Here is a 17,191-nt window from a genome sequence, read left to right as displayed (position 1 = left end):
TCCCCTTTAATACGCGGTAGTTGATGCAGAAGCCGTGACGGCTTCCGGTGGTCGCTTGATGACTATGACGGGGCCACGGGCCGAAGGGATACCGGCGTCTCCGCTCCAGGACAACGCTGTCACCAACCGGTGACATGGCCACGGACGGTTGGAGTGGCCCAGACCGGTTCGCCGGGCAGAAGCCTTCCGCGGGAACCCGTCGAAGCCGGGAGTGGAGGAGAGCGACGGCAGCGCCACGGGGCCCCCGCTCGAAGAGTTGAGGGGAGGACGCGCCGGACCCCGGTGAGGCTCGGGACGGCGCCGTCTCTTCACGGACACGCCACCGGCCGGCGAACCCGACCGGACCCTGCCAGGGCTCGCGTCGGAACGGGCTCGGTTCGGCGGCCTCTCTCACCGTTCGACAGTGCGAGGCAGCCGGTGCCGGTATTGACAAGCGGCTTCGCGCAGCCGATAACGAGATGACTTGCTCTTTCTTCAACTGTTGCGCACGACCAGCACAGTTGGTGTGATCGGGGGATCAATCAGCATGAAACACATCCGTCGTTCCCTCATGTCCGCGCTCGTCGCGGGCGGCCTCGTCCTTGGCCTGGGTGCCTGCTCCGAGGCCAAGGACGAGGCCGCCCGGCAGGTCGAGGACGAGCTGGTCGAGGAAGTCGACAGACAGCTCGACGAAGAGTACGAGGTCACCTATGAGGTGACCGGCGAGAAGGCCGACTCCATCGACTTCAACGCGGGCGGCGGGGACGCGACCGACCCGAAGTTCGAGACGGTGAACAACCCCACGCTGCCGTGGAAGAAGACGGTGAAACTGCGTGGGATCGAGGCGCCCGCCGTCATACCGGTGACCGTGGACGCCGACGGCTCGGGCGCGCTCTCCTGCAAGATCCTTCACAAGGGCAAGACCCTGGCCGAGGAGTCCGACGCGGGCACGGTCTCCGCGACCGGCTGCGTCGCCGTCTCACCGATCGTCGACTGAGCCGGTGGCCGCCGAGGCCGGTCCACCCCCGTGGGTCCGGCCTGCGGCGACATCAACAGAGCCTGGGCCGTGGGGGCTTGTCCGGCAACGGTTCGCGCTGTCCGGGACAAGAACCGGGCTGTCCGGGCCGGTCGGAAGGCTGTCCGGAACGGCGGTGGCGGGACGCCCGACGTGGCCGGGACGGGGATTGCCGGGTGTGAGGCGCGTGACGACAATGACGGAATGGCGATCTCAGGCGGCTTGGAGCCCGGCGGGGCGCGGACTCCGGCCGAGTACGTCGGACTGCTGCGGCGGCTCAAGGAGCACAGCGGGCTGACCTACCGGCAGTTGGAGGAGCGGGCCGCCGAACGCGGCGAGGTACTCGCGCGCAGCACCCTGGCGGACGTCCTGCGCCGGGACGCACTGCCGCGGGCCGAGCTCGTCTCGGCGCTGGTACGGGCCTGCAGCCCCGGGGAGGACGTGGCCGAGTGGCTCGCCGCCCGGGAACGGCTCGCGGAGCGCGAGCGCCTCGCGGACGCGGAGAGGCCGGAGGCCTCCGGGGCCGGCGATGCGCCGGAGTCCGATCGCGCCCTGGACGCCGACCGCGTTCCGGGGGCGGGCCGTGGTGCCCCGGGGGCGGGCCGCGCCCCGGAGGACGAGGCCGCCGAGGGCGAAGCCGCCAGGGGAGGGGCCGCCAAGGGAGAGGCTGCCAGGGGAGGAGCCGCCGGTGGCGGTCGTACGCGTACCGCACCGCTCGCCCCGATCGTCGCGCTGGCCTCGCTCGGGACGGTCGTCCTGCTCGTCATCGCCGCGGTGGTCCTGCTGCCGGACGACGAACGGACGGGGGACTCCAAGGACGGTGGCCCGGTGGCCTCCATGAATCCGGCGGCCACCCCCGTGGCGGCCGGGCCGACTCCCGGGTGGTCACGGGTACGGCCGGTCGGGGCGCCGACGTTGTGCCTGACCGACGGGGAGGCCCGGGTGGACGGCGACACCAAGACGGTCGCCGTGCAGCGGCCCTGCACGGAGGCGGTGCCACCGCGCACGTATCTCCAACGGGAGTCCGACGGCCTGTACATCATCAAGTGGGACCACCCGGACCACGGCCCCGGCTGCCTCACCGTCCTCGACGGGGGACCGTTCCACGGGATGCTCGAACCCTGGCCCTGGAAGGCCTGCCAGGGCGGCAGCACCGCCCAACGGTTCCGCATCGAACGCGCCCCCGGCGGCGGCACGGACCACTGGCGGTTCAGGCCGGCCCAGGACGCGGAACCCCTGTGCGTCGGCATCCGCGAGAGCGCCGAGGACCCCGACGGCTCCCAGGGCTCCGACAAGGCGGGCGCGGTGGCCGTGGCCCAGCGGTGCACCGTGCAGGACGCCAACGGCCAGGTGTTCATCATCGAGCCGGAGTGACACGCCGGCGCCGGACGCGTACCGACCACCGAACCCGGCTCCCACCCCTCGTCGTCCGGAAATCCGACCCCGCCCACGAGGTGCCACCCATACGCCACCAGCCTCTTACGGCCCTCCGCGGCTTCACGAGCGGCTAGTCGGTCCCGAACCGCGGCCGGTTTCCGATGCCGGATGCGGAGGGAACCACCTGGCCGCCTCAGGTGACCCGCACTACCGACCCCGGAGCGGCCCACGGCCGTGAGCAACGGAGAGTCGATACTGCGCTGATCCCCACCACCACCCTCACCCGAAGGTACGGGCCTGCGGGAATCGTGGTTCTACCTGGGGACATCGCGGGTCAGAGACCGCACGAACGCGCTCCACGCACCAGCCCGCACATGAACCACCGGGCCTTCCGCCCGCTTCGAGTCACGTATGAGCGTGCCGTCGGCGGAGTAGGCGCATTCCACGCACTCCCCGCCCGCGCCGTTGCTGTACGACGACCTGAACCATGCCGAAGCCGGCCCGGTCCGATCCGCGGTGCTCACTTCGCGTACTCCTTCACCACTGACTTGATGAGTTGGGCGGAGCGCTGAGGACTCAGGGCCGCGGCGCGCAGACCGTCGAAAGCCTTGGTGTACTCGCGGACGTGATGCTCGCCCTCCAGGTAGACAGCGTCCGTGATGCCGTCCCGATACACCAGGTCCGGGTCCTCAGGGGCGGGGAAACCGAGCATGGTGAAGGAGCCGGTGGCCGGGTACGTGCCCGCGTCGAAGGGGAGCACCTGCAGGGTCACGTTCGGCAGCGCGGCTGAGTCAAGTACTCGTTCGAGCTGCTCCCGCATCAAGGCGCGGTCGCCGATGACGTTGCGCACCGCACCCTCGTTCACGACGAACCAAGCTTCGGGGGCGTCGGGGCGTGTCAGCATCTCCTGGCGCTCCAGCCGTACTCGAACGGCCCGATCGATGTCCTCCGGCGAGAGGTGCGCGCCCGTGGTGTGCAACTCGCGGGCGTACGCGACGGTCTGCATCAGACCGGGCAGCAACTCGCACTGGTACTGGCGAAGCGCGGAGGCGTCCTGCTCCAGGCCGATGTAGATGTTGAACCACTCGGGCACACCGGCGCCGTGCACCTGCCACCAGCCGCGGGTCTTCGCCTCACGGGCCAGCGACTTGAGGAACTCTCGCAGCTCGTCACTCGTCGCGTAGAACCGGCACAGCGCGTCGATGTCGGACGGTTGGACCCTGCCGCTGCCCGTCTCCATACGGTTGACCTTGGAGCCGCTCCAGTCCAGCGCCTGCCCGACCTGAGCACAAGTCAGCGCGCTCTTCTCCCGGAGCTTCTTCAGCTCGATCGACAGACGCCGACGGCGTGCCGTCGGTGAACCGGCCATCCCGCTCTCCTCCACGTGGTGCGTAACGAGAGTTCAGTCTCATGCCAAGAGGGCTGCTTGCCAATCACTCGGAAGTGGGAATCCCGCTGTGCACATTGCATGAAGGGATGTGCCGGCGTCATCCTGGGCGACGGAGCGACACACAGAGTGAGTGGTCGTGACGCTCCGATGGTGCATCGCGACGAGCAGGGAGAACTCCGATGGGAGAGAGTCTCGTGATCCAGGAAACCCGTACGACGCGAAAACAGTGGGACGTGGAGTTCACCTCCCACCCCGAGGAGGTGGCTACGCTGCGCCGCGTCGTGGCACTCCGCCTGGCGGCCTGGGGCCTACCCGAACTCGTCGACACGGCCCGTCTCTGTGTCAGCGAACTCGTGTCCAACGTCCTCACGCACGTCGGTATCGGTACGCCGGGCCTGCTCGTGCTCTCCATGAACGGTGCGGACCTGCGCATCGAGGTTCACGACCCGGACACCCGGGCCCTGCCCGCCGTCGTCCTCACGGACGCCGACGCCGAAGGCGGTCGCGGTATGACGCTGGTCGACGCCCTCGCGGACCGCTGGGGCGTTCAGCTCCACGAGGACCACAAGGTGACATGGTGCGAGTTGGCTACAGGGTCCACGTCACCCGACGATTCTCCGAGCCAGCCGTCGGTGACGCGTGCCGAGGCGCTGTTGGGCCTGTACACGACCTTGCGACCTCCGAAGTGCTCCTATGAACCCGGGCCCGGGAGAGTGGGCCGGATGATGGCGGAGGAGTCCGCGATCGACGTCATCACGGACTTCCTCCGCTGGCTCCAGGCCCGCGGTTGTGACGTGGACGAGGCGCTCGACCGCGCGCAGAGCCGCTTCGAGGCCGCTCCGTCGGCACGCGGACGGTGAGGCTTGCCTCAGGCCGTCAGGGCCTGCCGGAAGAATCCCACCGAGGGATCCTCCGGAGTGCCCACCAGCAGAGCGCGGTCGAGCAGGATGTTGTTGTGCTCGCAGCTCGTCTCCGGAAGCATCACGCAGGCGTGACAGGCAGCGAGATTCGTCCCAGTGGAACCGGACGCCTCGGCCTCCATGCAAAGCGGGTCGGAGGAGCACCACTCGGCCCGGCGGATCGCCGAACGCACAGCGCGGTCGAGGGGCTCCGGTTCGCCCTGAGCGACGAGACCGCCGAGGCTGCCCGCCGAGTCGCTCGTCGCCGTGTAGACGAGTACCCCGGCCATGTCGTCCGCGGCGTACAGACGCTCACGCAAGGAGGCGGACGGGTAGCCCGACTCCAGGCTCCACTCGTTGATGAGGACATGGGCCAAGGTGTGCAACAGCACCATGCGAGGCGTCGCCGGGGACGACACGGCCCGGCTGGGGTCGTCGGCCCTTTGCTCGAGCACCCGCTGGTGAGCGATACGCATGCGCTCGACCCGGGCTGCCACGGCCGTTGCCTTCTCCCAGGCGTCCAGTCGGCTCTCATCCAGGCGCAGGAAAACACCTTCGCCCTGGACCTCCATGGCCGGCAGCCAGCGCAGCGGGTTCTGGGAGAGCGGCATCTCCTTCGCATCGGTCGTCGACTCGACGTCCACGAGGCGGGTGAAAGCCTTCAGGGCCCGCACCTCGCGAAGCTTCTTCACCAGCATCGGGCCGGTGATCCCGAGTGGCTGGAGCACGCTCGGGTCACCGAGCGGCGTCTCGCAGACGAACTGCTCGTCATGGGAGTACTCGCTCTCGTCGTTGCCGGAACGAAGACGCTCGTACTCCTTGTTGCGCAGGGCGCGGTAGCGGTGGTCGAAGTTGGGTTCCTTGTCGTCCTCAGGGTCCTCCTCGCGTTCCGCGTCGAGCAGAGCCGTGATCTCTTCCAGGGAAAGGGGCCATTTCTCGTCGCCGAAAACGGCGTCGAGATAGCCCTCGATACGCGCGGGGTCGTCGTACTTCCGCAGCTTCGCCCAGTGCTCGGCGAGCGGATCCGCACGGCCGCTGCTCCACGGTGGGATGGAGAGCGCCGACTTCAGCACCGGTTGCCACACCGACGAGGAACCGCGCTGCAGAGTGCGCAAGGGGAGTCCGCACCCCGCCGGGACGGTGGCGGAGGTGCCGAGCCAGGGGCGGGCACCTCGGCAGATGAGGCGCAGGTCCTTCAGCGCGTTCCTGCGGAAGGAACCCTCCATCGATACCTCGGGCACCTGGCCGCAGGTGCAGGAGATGACGATGGAGCGGAGCGAGGAGGTACGTCCGGTCGTGCGCATCCTGAGCTTGCCGCCGCACTTCCCGAACCTCGTGGAATCACGGTCGGGCGAGCGGTGCACCCACTGCCAGTAGGGGAACTCGTCGAGGTGCCCGGCTTCGCAGGCGACGACGAAACGGGAGGGGACGAGATCCACCTCGCACGTGCCGCAGATGCTTCGACCGGTTGGCGGGGAGAAGTCGCGGTGCGGCTGCAGGTCGTTGCACTCGGGACACGAGTGCATCAAGGGGAAGCGGCGGACCCGAAGGCCGTCCTTACTGGTGTCGTCGGACGCCGGCGGCAGCCGGAAGTAGTCGACATCGAGCAGTCGGGCCAGTCGCCGCTCATGGACGATGGGCGACTCATCCTTGCGCCAGCTCTGATCGGCCTCGTCCAGGCCTGAGACGACGAAGGACTCGTGGTCGACAGCGATGAGCGACCCGACGCCGTACGTGCTGATCGCCTGTGCCCGGCGGACGGTGCCGCGGCGGGGGAGGTTGTGGGCCGGGGTGGTGCCGTTCGCCGCGGTCCGACGGCGTCGGGCGGGAGGCGGGGTCATCGGTTTCCTTCCATGAACAGGGCGGACTCGGCGTCGACGTCGCGCAGGCTCCACAGGGTGGGCCACGCCTCGCGGTCCTCGGAATCGTCGTCGTACGACTTCAGGATCGAAGGGGCACGACTGCCTCGCTTCGGTTCGAAGAGCAACTCGTTGTGGATGTCGGCCTCCCGGCACCACCAGTCGACGAACTCGTCGAAGCCCTGCTCCACAGCCTCGGCCTCCGAGGGAGTGACCACGTGGACGCGGTCCAGGAGCAGGGACCTGATGCGGCCCCGAAGGATGTGCTCGTAGGACTCGACCTGACCGGCGCCCCCGTTCGGGCGGGCGGCCGGGATCAGGATGCGGGCGAGAGCGACGATCACTGCGTGCAGTCCCCGTTCACGAGCGCGGGCGGAGAACGGGGTCACGGAGGTGGACTCGACCTCGCGGTAGAGGGCCGAGTGGTAGTGCTGGAAGTTCTCGTAGTGCGAGCGGTCCCGGGCACGCGCTGAGTTGAGCATGACCGCGACCAGGCCGGGGTGGGCGCGACCGACGCGGCTCGTGGCCTGGATGTACTCGGCGGTCGTCTGCGGCTGGCCCATCACGGCCATCAACCCGAGCCGGTCCACGTCCACGCCCACCGCGATCATGTTGGTGGCGAGCAGGACGTCCACCGTGTCCTCGTCAGGAAGCCGCTTCTCGATGCCTTTGAGGCGCGTGGGGATCTCACTGGCGTCGATCCGGCTGGTCAGCTCCGAGTAGTTGGCCACCGAGCGCACCGCCACGCCTTCGCGTTCGGCGAGCAGCTCCAGGTACGCCACCACGTCGTCGTGAACCTGGAGTTCGGCCGCGGAGAGCAGCCGCAGACTGTTGAAGTAACCGACGAGACTCCAATACGCGTCGCGCACCTTGTCGTCGGTGTCCGCGTGCATGGCCCGGTGCAGCAACGTGGCATACGTGCGGATCAGCAGCGTGGACTGACTGGTGCCGGGAGCCAGGAGGCCGACGTAGCGGCGGCTCGCCTTCTCCTCGCGCGGGGTCTCCACCGCGAACCACGAGTCTCGGGAGTCCAGGCCGGCCGGCGGGAACTGCCGCACCTCGCGGGCGAAGAGGTGGCGGCCCTGGTCGGCGGCGCGGCGGATGGTCGCGGTAGAGGCGATCACCTTGGGCCGCTTGGCCAGCGCGTCCACGGCGGTCTCGTAGAGGCCGGTGAGGGTGCCCAAGGGGCCGGAGATCAGATGGAGCTCATCCTGGACGATCAGCTCCGGAGGGGGAGTGTCGTCGTGTGGATCGTCGAGGTTGAAGAGCGCGGAGGTCGCTGGGCGCCAGGGCATCGAGGCGAACTTGTCGACGGTGGCGATCACCAGCGTCGGACGCGCGTCGTACACCGCCTCGTCGATCAGGTGGACGGGAAGACCGCCGGAGAAGTCGCAGTCCGTGCCAGGGCAACGGATGTACATCCGTTTGGCGTCCTCGTCGGCCTCGTAGTCCCGGGCGTCGAGCCGGGTCCCGCACCAGGGGCAGGCGTGCATCTGTACGGGATTCTCGGTGGCGAGACGCTTGTCGAGGTCGGCGCGCAGCTCGTCGAGCCTGGCGGCGGCCTCGGCCAGCGTGTTGGGGGTGGCGGAGCGTCCCACCCACATGCCGACGGAAAACGGCTCGTCGCCCAGCTCGAGCCTGTGACGCCTCATGTGCTCCATGGCACACAGCAGGATCGCCGCACGTTCGAACTGCTGCAGAGTGAGCAGCCGCAGCGTGTAGCGCATGAGGACGGTGACACCGCCGCCGGTTGCGCCCTTGCGGATGCGGCGCAGGAAGGACGTCAGGGCGATCAGGCCGAGGTAAGCCTCGGTCTTGCCACCACCGGTCGGGAACCAGAGCAGATCGGAGATCTTACGATCGTCGTGCTCAGGGTCGTCGATGCCGGCCATGCAGAGCAGCAGGAAGGCGATCTGAAAGGGACGCCAGCGGCCGGCGGCCGGATCGGGGTTGCCGATGCGTCCGCCCTTCACCCAGGCGCTGCGGGCGCGCTGGTCGGCCATGGCACGGTTGGTGAGCCGGAACGCCCGCATCAGGTCGGGCTTGGCCCGCAGCAGCCCGATGCCCTCGCGGATCCGGCCGAGCGCTTCACGACAGGCGTCCACCTGGTCCCGCGCGGGCTGCTCGTGGGGGCTGCCCGCCAGAGAGTCGGCTTCGGCCGACTTACGGGCGATCCAGTCCTCGTACCCCGTCGCCAGTGCCTCCAAGGCGGCCAGAACCTCGGTGTCGGGCTTCTCGGCCAGCCCCAGCATCGACAACGACGAGCTGTCGATCTCCGGATTGGAGTCGGTCAGCAGCACCTCCACGCTGGGTACGAACTCGCTGCGTACCTCGGGGACGGCAGCCTGGATGCTGTCGGTCACGCCGATCGGCGACGGAACCCAGTCCCAGGCGGCGGCGCAGCCGTGGCCAATGGCGAAGGTCGGGGCATGGCGGTGCAGCAGGCGACTGGTGGCGATCTCCGGGTCGTGTGCGGCGTCCGCGGCGGGGCGCTCGACGAAAGCGCTGGAGCCGTCGGCGGCCCAGACCATCAGGCCGCACTGGAACAGGGCGAAGGCGTCCTGGAGGTCCCGCTCACCGACCTTCTGCCTGTTGATCAGCGTGACCGTGACGGTGACCGTGCCGGTGACCGGATCGGGTCGCCGGACAATGACGTGCAGAGCGACCTTGTCCGGCACGAGGCCGATCAGCTCGCCCGGGGTAGGGGCGGTCACGTCGATGGTCGTCTCGGGAAGCTGGAGTTCCTTGCGCCGCCATCGCTCCCGCTGCTCCGCGACGGTCCGGGCCTCGGCTCGGCGGGCCGGGACCGGGTGGCCGTCCGCGTCGGTGGGCTCGTAGACCGCCGCGCGCGTCGAGACCACGATCGTGTCGCTTATGGCCGGGGCGACCGCGAAGGTCAAGCCCATGGAGGAGGGGCGCTTGTCGCCCGAGACACCGGCTTCCTGCGTGGCGCCGGCCTCCTCGGCGTCCTCCCGGGCGAGTACGGGCGCGGCGTCCAGGCCGTCCTGCTCAGCCGCGTTCTCGGCCCTCCGCTCCCGTGAGGCGCGGGGATAGAGCACCCCGGTCAGGTAACGGTCGATCGGCGCGTCGTGAGGGAGCACCTCAGCCAGGTCCTCCGGGTCGAACTCCTCGGTGGGACCGAAGAGTTCCCTGCGCAACCCCACGAGAAGTTCCTCGTCCCGCACCCGATAGTGCTCGGAGTGCCGACCTGCCGCGTGTGTCATGCTCCCTGCTCCTCTTCGTTGTCAGCCCGTCGAAACATGCCGATGCCGGTGATCCGCGGAGTGATCCACACACCTCGATCGCCCAGGCCGGCGTTGGCACCGGCCGCGACGCTGCCCGTCACCGTCTCCAAGGTGTCGATCCGCAGGCCGTGGATCTTGTCGGGCCACCACGGGTCCCACGTCCGGCTCACCTTCTGCACCCGGAACAGCTCCTGCCGGAACCGCTCCGACGCCTCGCCTATCTCCCGTCCCCGGTGCAGCAGGGCGTACGGTGGGCTCTGAGCCTCGCCCGCCGGCAGATCGTGACGCTTGCGCAGCAGCACCTCTTGGCCGGGACCGACCTCGTGCAGGAGGTAGGTCTGGGTCGCCACGGCGTCGGTCGAGTGACCGGGCGGGTTGTCCCGGCAGACGTCACCGGCCTCGGCCACCACGCCGAACCTGTCGTACGACCGCCACCCGCCGACGAATCGCCGACCGTTCTTGCGGTTCTCCGCCCTCTTGATGATCGGCAACTCGGGGCTGTGGACGTGGTAAAGGTCCTGTCGGGCGCGGGTCATCGCCACGTACAGGGCGCGAGCCTCCGCGGGGAGGTCCGTCTCGGCGCCGTACTGCTTGTGGAGTTCGGCGACGGTCGGCGGAGTCAGGACGATCACCCGGTCGAACTCCAACCCCTTGGCCCGGTGCACGGTGGAGACGACGATCCGCGCGGTCTCCGGGTCGGCCGCCTCGTCGGGGAACCGGCCGTCGGCGACCAGGCGGCGCAGCCGGTCCAGATCGAGCACGGAGCGCCCGGGCGAGCGGGTCGCGCGTCGCAGCACCGTCCACAGGGCGCCCGCGTTCGATTCGTGGGGCAGCGGGATCTGTTCCAGCAACGAGCGGAACCGTTCCTCGGGCAGGCCGGTCGCCTCGGTACGGCGCAGCAGCTCGGCCACCCAGTAGGGCACCGGCCGCTCCTCAAGAGGACGGCGCAGCCGGTGTCCGATGCCGTTCTCGTGGAGCAGCCGGGAGACCACCAGGGCCTGCCGGTTGTCGCGGGTGAGGACGACACAGGTGTCGTCGAGGTCTCGCAGACCCTGCAGCGTGTACTCGTCGGTGAGATCGCCCAGGGAGTTGACCGGATCCAGGAGGAGGTCGCGCAGTTCCTCGTAGAGCGTGACTGCCTCGTCCGCGTCCCGGACCCGCTGGAGCCGGGGGCCGTGCGACAGCGCGATCCGTGCCTCCGGGGTGACGGCCCGGAAGTTCTCGGTGAGACGCAGTTCCACCAGGTCGTCGGGGTACGAGCTGCGCAACCACTCGAAGAACCGGCCGGTCTCGTCGTTGCGCTCGGCCGGATCCTCGATCTGGAAGCCGTACACGGACTGGGCGGCGTCACCGACCACGGTGAAACCGCAGGTTTCCTGGTAGCGGTCGAGCAGGGCCTCCACCAGTTCCCGGCGGTCGCCCAACAGGTCCTGCACCTCATCGATCACCACGTGGGAGGGCGGGACCGAGTCGCCGGCCTCCAGCGCGCCTTCCTCGACGGCTTCGGCCGCGGCCTTGATCCGCTCGTCGAAGGAGGTCGTGGCCCAGTCCCGGTCCGGGTACGCCTGGACGAGCACCCCGTATGCCCAGGCGTCGAAGGTCTGGGCGCGTACCCGGCGGGCCCGGTCCCCGTGCCGGGTGATGCGCTCGCGCAATTCGCGGGCGGCCGCTCGCGAGAACGTGAGCACGAGGATGTCGGTGGCTTCCAGCGCCTCCTCAGGGTCTTCGTGGCCGCACAGCGCGTCGAGCCGACGCGCCAACGTGTGTGTTTTTCCCGCGCCGGCCCCTGCGGTGACCAGGACCCGTGCGTCCCAGGGCTGCTCGACGACGGTCCGCTGCTCGGCGGTGAGCGGCGGACTGTCGAGGTAGACGTCGGTCACGTACGGCTCCAGAGGTGCTCGAACTGGGCGAAGGCCAGCGCGGTGTCGAAGTTGGCGATGTTGTCGTCGACGTTGAGGATCAGGCAGGTGTCCTTGCCGCCGTTCTTGGGGCCGCGCAGGCCGCGGCCGATCATCTGCTGGTACACGTTGGTGCTGTAGACCGGTCGTGCCACGACCACGACCCGAGTGGCGGGTGCGTCGAACCCCTGGGTGAGGACGCCGTAGTTCGTGAGCACACGGATGCTGCCGTTCCTGAACTTCTCGATCCGCGTCCGACGGTCCTGAGTACTGGTCGTCGAGTCCACGGCGGCGGAGGGGACACCCCGATCGTTGAGCATGGCCGCCAGATACTTGGCGTGGTCGACGGAGGTGGCGAAGAGCAACGTCGGCCAGTCCGACGGAAGATCGGCCACCGAGTCGACGATGCGCAGGCTGCGCGCGTGGTCGTCGGCGAGCCGCTGCTCGGTGGCGCGGGACAGCATCGCCATGCGCTCGGCGTGCGTCTTCTCGTCCTGGTCGAGCACGATTCGACCGCCCTCCAGGGTGCGGTGCTCGACCTGGGCGAGCATGCCCCACTCCTGCAGGTCCCGGTACGGGTCGCCGGACGGGAACACACCTTCGTCGAGTCGTCGGTTGCCGAAGCGGGTGATCAGCCGGCGCGTTTCGTCCTCATTAGTGTTGCGGAACGGGGTGGCGGTCAGGCCGAGCAGATGCCGGCGCGTCTCGTACTGGGTGAGGCCCAACAGGCTGAGGACCTCCGTGTACCGCTTGGAGATGGCGGTGTGCGCCTCGTCCACGATCACAAGCGCGGGCTCACGCAACCACGCGTACTGGTCGGTGCCCAGGCATCGCTGCAGCTTCGCGTCGGTGGCGACCACCAGGTGGGGGTGATCGACGACATTGCCGACCTCGTTGCTGCTCCACAGTCGGCTGATGGTCAGCGGCCGCTCGGCACCGACCTTGCTCCAGACGAACTTCCAGCTCTGCACGGCCTGCTCGCACAGTTCCTCGGTCTGCGCGATCCACAACAAAGGACCCTTGAGGTCGCCGACCCGCTTCACCCAGCGGATCACGGCCTCGGCGGTGACCCGTGTCTTGCCGGCGCCGGTGGGCAGGGACAGCATTCCGCGCTGCGGGGCGAGCCGGTCGAGCAGGGTGGAGATGTTCCGGACCAGGTCCTCCTGGTAGTCGTGAAGTCTGGGGAAGTCCCGGGGACCCTCGATCGTCTCGAAGGGAGGGGGCGACGGAGCCCTGGAACCGGCGAACGTCACAGGCAGCCGCAGGTCGGAGACGAACGCGATGGCAGAAGACGAACCCCCGTACGCCACCGGGGCGTTCGGGAAGCGCGCCTGGATGTCCCGGGTGTGCTGCTGGAGCACCCCGTCGCCGTGCGCGTTGAACGCCATCTGCGCGATGCGGCGCCCGGACGGCTCCACGCCGCCGGTCGCCTGCAGTTCGGCGTCCACCAATCCTTCGGGCAGGCCGGCCCTGAGCGCGTCCGCGCCGATCAGCAGCTCGAGTTTGGTCACGACGTCCTTGGCGTCGCGTACGGCCTTCTGCGCCGCCTTCAGGGCGCTGTCCTTGGCCATGCGGTCCTGGTGTTCCAGCACCGCGCGGCAGCCGGCAGCACCCAGACCGAGACTGAGCTCGCGGTCGATCAGCCGCAGCATGGGCTCCGGCTCCCGCGGCACGCGGATCTTGACCGTGCCGTCCTGGCGCACGGCGTCCAGGGGAGAGGCATGCGTGCCGTTGGGGGTACGCGTGACCTCCTCCAGCTCGGTGCACCGCTGCACCATGTTGTTCCGGTTGCCGCTGTTCAGGCGCTGTCGCAGGGCGGGGAACAGCTCGACGAGGGGTACGGGGTCGCCCTCGGGCACCTCGCGGGTCTCCCGACTGATCACGTCGGCGTAGCGGAGCATGCCCCACTTCTCGACCATCAGCTCGGCGTCCTCGGCGGTCGGCACGAGCAGGGCGGGGAGCTGCTCGGCACGCAGGGCCCGGTACTCGGCGGCGCCGACCGCGAGAGTGATCTCGTCGTCGGGGCGTGCGCCCCAGGTGTCCCCGATCCGACAGCGGGTCAGCGAGTCCTCGGGGAAGTCCGCCCCGAACCTGGTCAGCATCACGTAGGTGGCGCCGACGAAGGCGTCGTCCTCGCTGCGGGACACCTCATCGAGGAGCGTGTCCCAACGGTCGGCGGGAACCTCCTCGACGGTGATCGGTAGCCGCAGCTTGCGGGCCTTCTCGGGAGAGATGTCGGCGACCGGCAGCACATCGCGGTAGGCAGCGAGCTGAGGGCCGACGGCCTCCGCCAGCGGCTTGATCCCCTGGGAGGTGGCGACCCTGCCGTGCTTGCGCAGCATCCAGCGGATCGGGGACATCACCGCCTGCCGAGTGCCGGCCTGGGCGCCGAACTGACGCGTCCAGTTGTCCACCACGGCGTCGTCGGGCAGTGCTTTCAGGAAAGCGGCCCGGGACTCCTCGGACAGGGCGCGAAAGAGATGGAGGGGACCACCGATCGCGGCGCCCTCGACCTTCATCCGGTTCAGTGCGGGGCGGGGTGCGCGACTGTCCAGAGAGCGAAGGTACGAGGCGTGGACGGCTGCTCGGTACTCCTCGAACCAGGCCTCGTCAGCCTGCGGCTGCACGCCGCCGGCGGGCCGCTCCCGCAGGCCGATCAGAGAGAAGAAGGACGCGTCGTCGGAGTGGAACGTCATGTCGACAGCGATGCTCGGATCGCGCTCGGCGACGACCACGACACCGGGCAGCATGCAGTCCGCGACCGGCCGGAAACGCTTGTCGGCCGTCCGTACCCGAAGTGTCGTGCGCGGGTCGGGCACGCGCTCCAGGACCTTGTGGGCCAGCCGACGGATGCCCGCCTGCCGGAACAGCTCCCAGAAGCGCTCCCAGTCGGACTCCCCGTAGTGGTCGACGCCCTGGTCGAGGACGCTTGCGAATCGTCCCTCTACATCGGCCTCGCGGATGCCGAGAACGTTGAGCGCGTGTGCCAGAGAGGGGTCCTGGGCGAGCTCGTCGACGATGTACACCGTGGACTCGCGCAGCCCGTCCTGGTGCTCGGCCCGACGGAACACCTTGCCGTGGACCGGGGCGACCAACCCATGTTCCTCGGTCAGCACGACGCGGGCCCTGCGGGCCTCGTCGGCGAAGGAGGAGCCCTTTTCGACCATGTCGGCCAGGATGCGGACGGCCACCGCCGAGGTCTCGGCGGTGCCGTTCGCGACGAGGGCCTCCAGCCAGTCGCGGACGCCGGCCCGTTCGTGTCCGGCGGCGGTGAGGATGTGCTCGACTTTGCCGGAGCGCAGGGCATCGGCCTCCACACTCGGGTGCAGCCAGTTCGAGGGGCGTCCAGGGCACTCGTGCCACATCCGCAGCCACCGCGTCAGCTGCTTCAGGTCCTTGTCCAGTCGCGGGTGGATGCGCAGTTGCTTGGGGACGCGCAGGACACCGTCCTGGTCGGGCAGCGAAGGGCTCGTAGCGGTGCGGGCCCAGATCTCCCGGGTCAGGAACTCGTCGGCCCAGCTGATCGACTCCTTGACACGGCCGGGCAGCAGGGGGAGGTAAGCGGCCGGGTCCTCGTCCGGAGTCAGCCCGGGGAGGGTGTCGACGACCAGCTTCGCCGACACCCTGATCATTTCCTGGTTGAACGGGGAGGAGTCGAGCAGGTTCTGTCGGTCCTCGTTGGTCTTCCACGCCCCGTTGAGGATGCCGCTCAGCGACATCTCGTACTTGGTGGGGAAGAAGGACCAGAACTTGCCGCGGCCGCGGGACCTAGGGCTGACGTACAGGCCACTCTCAGTGTCCCGTTCCAACGCGGGGACGGCCCAGGACAGGTCGAGCGCGACCCGGTCGTGCAACTCTCCGGCGTCCGCGCGGGCTGCGGGTCCCGGCTCGTGCGTGGTGGTGAACACGCGCCATCGCTCCGTGGAGAGAGCCTTCCCCGTGCGCTCCTCGGTCACGGTGTGCAGGTCACCGGACTGCTGAACGGTCAGCGTCCGGCGCGCCATGGGCCTGGGCCGGTGATCCTCCAGTACGACCTTGGCGACGTGCGGCGAGAAGAGCTGGAATCCGACCGGGAACTCTTCGCGGGGCTCACCATGGTCCTTGCCGCGATTGCCGTGCATGTCCTTGCCCAGCCGGTCGTCGGCCTTCGGGAGCAGCGGAAGCCGGACGACAGTGGTCGCCCAGGTCAACAGCTTGTCCAGTACGGGGTCCGAGGCACGTTCGGCCTGTATGTCGAGAGGACGGGCCATCCGCAGGACGGGGGCGTCGAACTCCGAGCCGTAGCGCTCCGTCACACCGGGCACGGCCTTGACCTGCTCGTAGGACCAGGCGCGGTCGAATCCGAAACTCCCGGTGCGGCTGAAGAATTCCGGAGCGTCGGTCACCACGAGGACCGACTTCACACCGACCCCGAACCGCCCGATCTGCCCGCCACGCTTCTTCGACATGCTCATTCGAAGGATGGTTTCCGCCCCTTCCGGGGTGACCGGACTTCCCTCATTGGCGCAGTACAAGTGGGTCTCTGTGAGGACCACATGGACGCGTCCGCCGGGTTCGTTCGCGACTTCGTCGGCTGCGTTCTGCACGAGCTCGAAAAGCTGACGGTCGCCGTATCCGCCCTGCGTGATACGACGTTCGCCATTGGCGTGCTCGGCGACGAGGCCGGGATCCACGGCGTACGTTTGCAGGACTCGGGAGGACTGTTCGAGAACGGTTTCGATCACCGCTGAGGACGAGGACGGCACGGTTGCAGCGCTCCTGATGTCAAAGGTGGGTGAAAGCCTGGGTGATGGGCCGGCTCGCCAGCTGTGTGCGAGCCGGCCCATGGTTCATCGCGCACTGGTTCGGAGCGTCTCTCCGATGGACGAGTGCGCAGGTCATGCGGGTGGAATGTGCGGAGTCAGGCGGCAGGAGGGCTTTCGTCCAGCAGCACTGGAACTGTCTTGTCCAGGTCGGGGGGTCCCGCGAGGAAATCATCCTCGGACACGTCATGACGGTTCGAAAAGTCCGCAACTTCGACCTTGCTCACTACCCGCAGATTATCCAGCTCAAGCGCGCTGCGCTCCCGCTGGGAGAGCAGTAATGGAAAACAGTCGTCCTCGTCCATTGAGTCCCCACCCCTGTCGATTGATGTCCTGTTAATTCGCGCAGGGGTGTAATCGGGTAACGCCCCCATGAAGCGAATGGTTCCTGCTGCGGGATTCACTCCCGCTGATCACGGTAGCGGCTGGATCCCCCCGGCCGCCAGAACTTTCCAAAAACGTTTCCGCGTGCGTTCGTTGAGCGCATGCGGACACACCGCTGGCCAGTCGCGCGGCCTCCGGACAAACCGGTTCGCGAGCGAGTTGGCTTTTCCAACGTGGCGAATGTATCGGGGTTTTGAGATGTCGGCAAGCCCCAACGTCTGCTCACGTGAAAGGAGTTGACGACTTCCGTTTGTGTAGAGCGGGCATATAGGGGTGGAGGGGGTGAACTGGATGATTCGGACTGACCGACTGGACCTGTCGTGACCCCTTGCTCGGTTAACTT

At 68.7% G+C, this 17,191-nt stretch carries 10 protein-coding genes; 3 read left to right on the top strand and 7 right to left on the bottom strand.

Annotated elements, in window-relative coordinates; all coding sequences use genetic code 11:
• The first annotated feature begins 526 nt into the window (after positions 1-526).
• Entirely contained in the window at positions 527-976 is a 450-nt protein-coding gene (locus V4Y04_RS13555; RefSeq protein WP_332428015.1) for an MmpS family transport accessory protein, read from the top strand.
• Positions 977-1,198: 222 nt separating this feature from the next.
• A complete protein-coding gene (locus V4Y04_RS13550) occupies positions 1,199-2,368 on the top strand; it encodes an RICIN domain-containing protein (RefSeq protein ID WP_332428013.1) in 1,170 nt (389 codons plus the stop codon).
• A gap of 317 nt (positions 2,369-2,685) precedes the next feature.
• Here the strand turns inward: V4Y04_RS13550 and V4Y04_RS13545 are convergent, their stop codons facing one another.
• Positions 2,686-2,895: a DUF397 domain-containing protein gene (locus V4Y04_RS13545; protein ID WP_332428011.1), complete on the bottom strand. Its 210-nt coding sequence runs from the start codon at positions 2,893-2,895 to the stop codon at positions 2,686-2,688.
• Positions 2,892-3,740: a helix-turn-helix domain-containing protein gene (locus tag V4Y04_RS13540; RefSeq protein WP_332428009.1), complete on the bottom strand. Its 849-nt coding sequence runs from the start codon at positions 3,738-3,740 to the stop codon at positions 2,892-2,894. Before V4Y04_RS13540 ends, V4Y04_RS13545 begins: the two co-directional genes overlap by 4 nt.
• A gap of 200 nt (positions 3,741-3,940) precedes the next feature.
• Here V4Y04_RS13540 and V4Y04_RS13535 point away from each other — a divergent pair, with 200 nt between their 5' ends.
• A complete protein-coding gene (locus V4Y04_RS13535) occupies positions 3,941-4,621 on the top strand; it encodes an ATP-binding protein (RefSeq protein WP_332428008.1) in 681 nt (226 codons plus the stop codon).
• Positions 4,622-4,629: 8 nt separating this feature from the next.
• Here V4Y04_RS13535 and V4Y04_RS13530 read toward each other — a convergent pair whose 3' ends face one another.
• From V4Y04_RS13530 to V4Y04_RS13505, 5 genes are all read right to left on the bottom strand, one after another.
• Entirely contained in the window at positions 4,630-6,501 is a 1,872-nt protein-coding gene (locus tag V4Y04_RS13530) for a DUF1998 domain-containing protein (RefSeq protein WP_332428007.1), read from the bottom strand.
• On the bottom strand, positions 6,498-9,743 hold the full coding sequence (locus V4Y04_RS13525; RefSeq protein ID WP_332428005.1) for a helicase-related protein: 3,246 nt from the start codon (positions 9,741-9,743) through the stop codon (positions 6,498-6,500). The genes V4Y04_RS13530 and V4Y04_RS13525 overlap by 4 nt, the downstream gene beginning before the upstream one ends.
• Positions 9,740-11,644, bottom strand: a complete 1,905-nt coding sequence (locus tag V4Y04_RS13520; protein ID WP_332428003.1) for a UvrD-helicase domain-containing protein — start codon at positions 11,642-11,644, stop codon at positions 9,740-9,742. Before V4Y04_RS13520 ends, V4Y04_RS13525 begins: the two co-directional genes overlap by 4 nt.
• Positions 11,641-16,407: a DEAD/DEAH box helicase gene (locus tag V4Y04_RS13515; RefSeq protein ID WP_443080010.1), complete on the bottom strand. Its 4,767-nt coding sequence runs from the start codon at positions 16,405-16,407 to the stop codon at positions 11,641-11,643. The genes V4Y04_RS13520 and V4Y04_RS13515 overlap by 4 nt, the downstream gene beginning before the upstream one ends.
• Before the next feature lie 155 nt (positions 16,408-16,562).
• Positions 16,563-16,769, bottom strand: a complete 207-nt coding sequence (locus V4Y04_RS13505; protein ID WP_332427999.1) for a hypothetical protein — start codon at positions 16,767-16,769, stop codon at positions 16,563-16,565.
• Positions 16,770-17,191: the final 422 nt, after the last annotated feature.

It is taken from the genome of Streptomyces sp. P9-A2, from assembly GCF_036634175.1.
Taxonomy (GTDB): domain Bacteria; phylum Actinomycetota; class Actinomycetes; order Streptomycetales; family Streptomycetaceae; genus Streptomyces; species Streptomyces pratens.
Note: the sequence above shows the minus strand (reverse complement) of the source record. Positions and strands in the feature narration are given on the sequence as shown.

Bases quoted from the DNA above. Each gene is read 5' to 3' on its own strand.
- V4Y04_RS13555 (WP_332428015.1), top strand. From the start codon at position 527: ATGAAACACATCCGTCGTTCCCTCATGTCCGCGCTCGTCGCGGGCGGC.
- V4Y04_RS13550 (WP_332428013.1), top strand. From the start codon at position 1,199: ATGGCGATCTCAGGCGGCTTGGAGCCCGGCGGGGCGCGGACTCCGGCC.
- V4Y04_RS13540 (WP_332428009.1), bottom strand. From the start codon at position 3,740: ATGGCCGGTTCACCGACGGCACGCCGTCGGCGTCTGTCGATCGAGCTG.
- V4Y04_RS13535 (WP_332428008.1), top strand. From the start codon at position 3,941: ATGGGAGAGAGTCTCGTGATCCAGGAAACCCGTACGACGCGAAAACAG.
- V4Y04_RS13530 (WP_332428007.1), bottom strand. From the start codon at position 6,501: ATGACCCCGCCTCCCGCCCGACGCCGTCGGACCGCGGCGAACGGCACC.
- V4Y04_RS13525 (WP_332428005.1), bottom strand. From the start codon at position 9,743: ATGACACACGCGGCAGGTCGGCACTCCGAGCACTATCGGGTGCGGGAC.
- V4Y04_RS13505 (WP_332427999.1), bottom strand. From the start codon at position 16,769: ATGGACGAGGACGACTGTTTTCCATTACTGCTCTCCCAGCGGGAGCGC.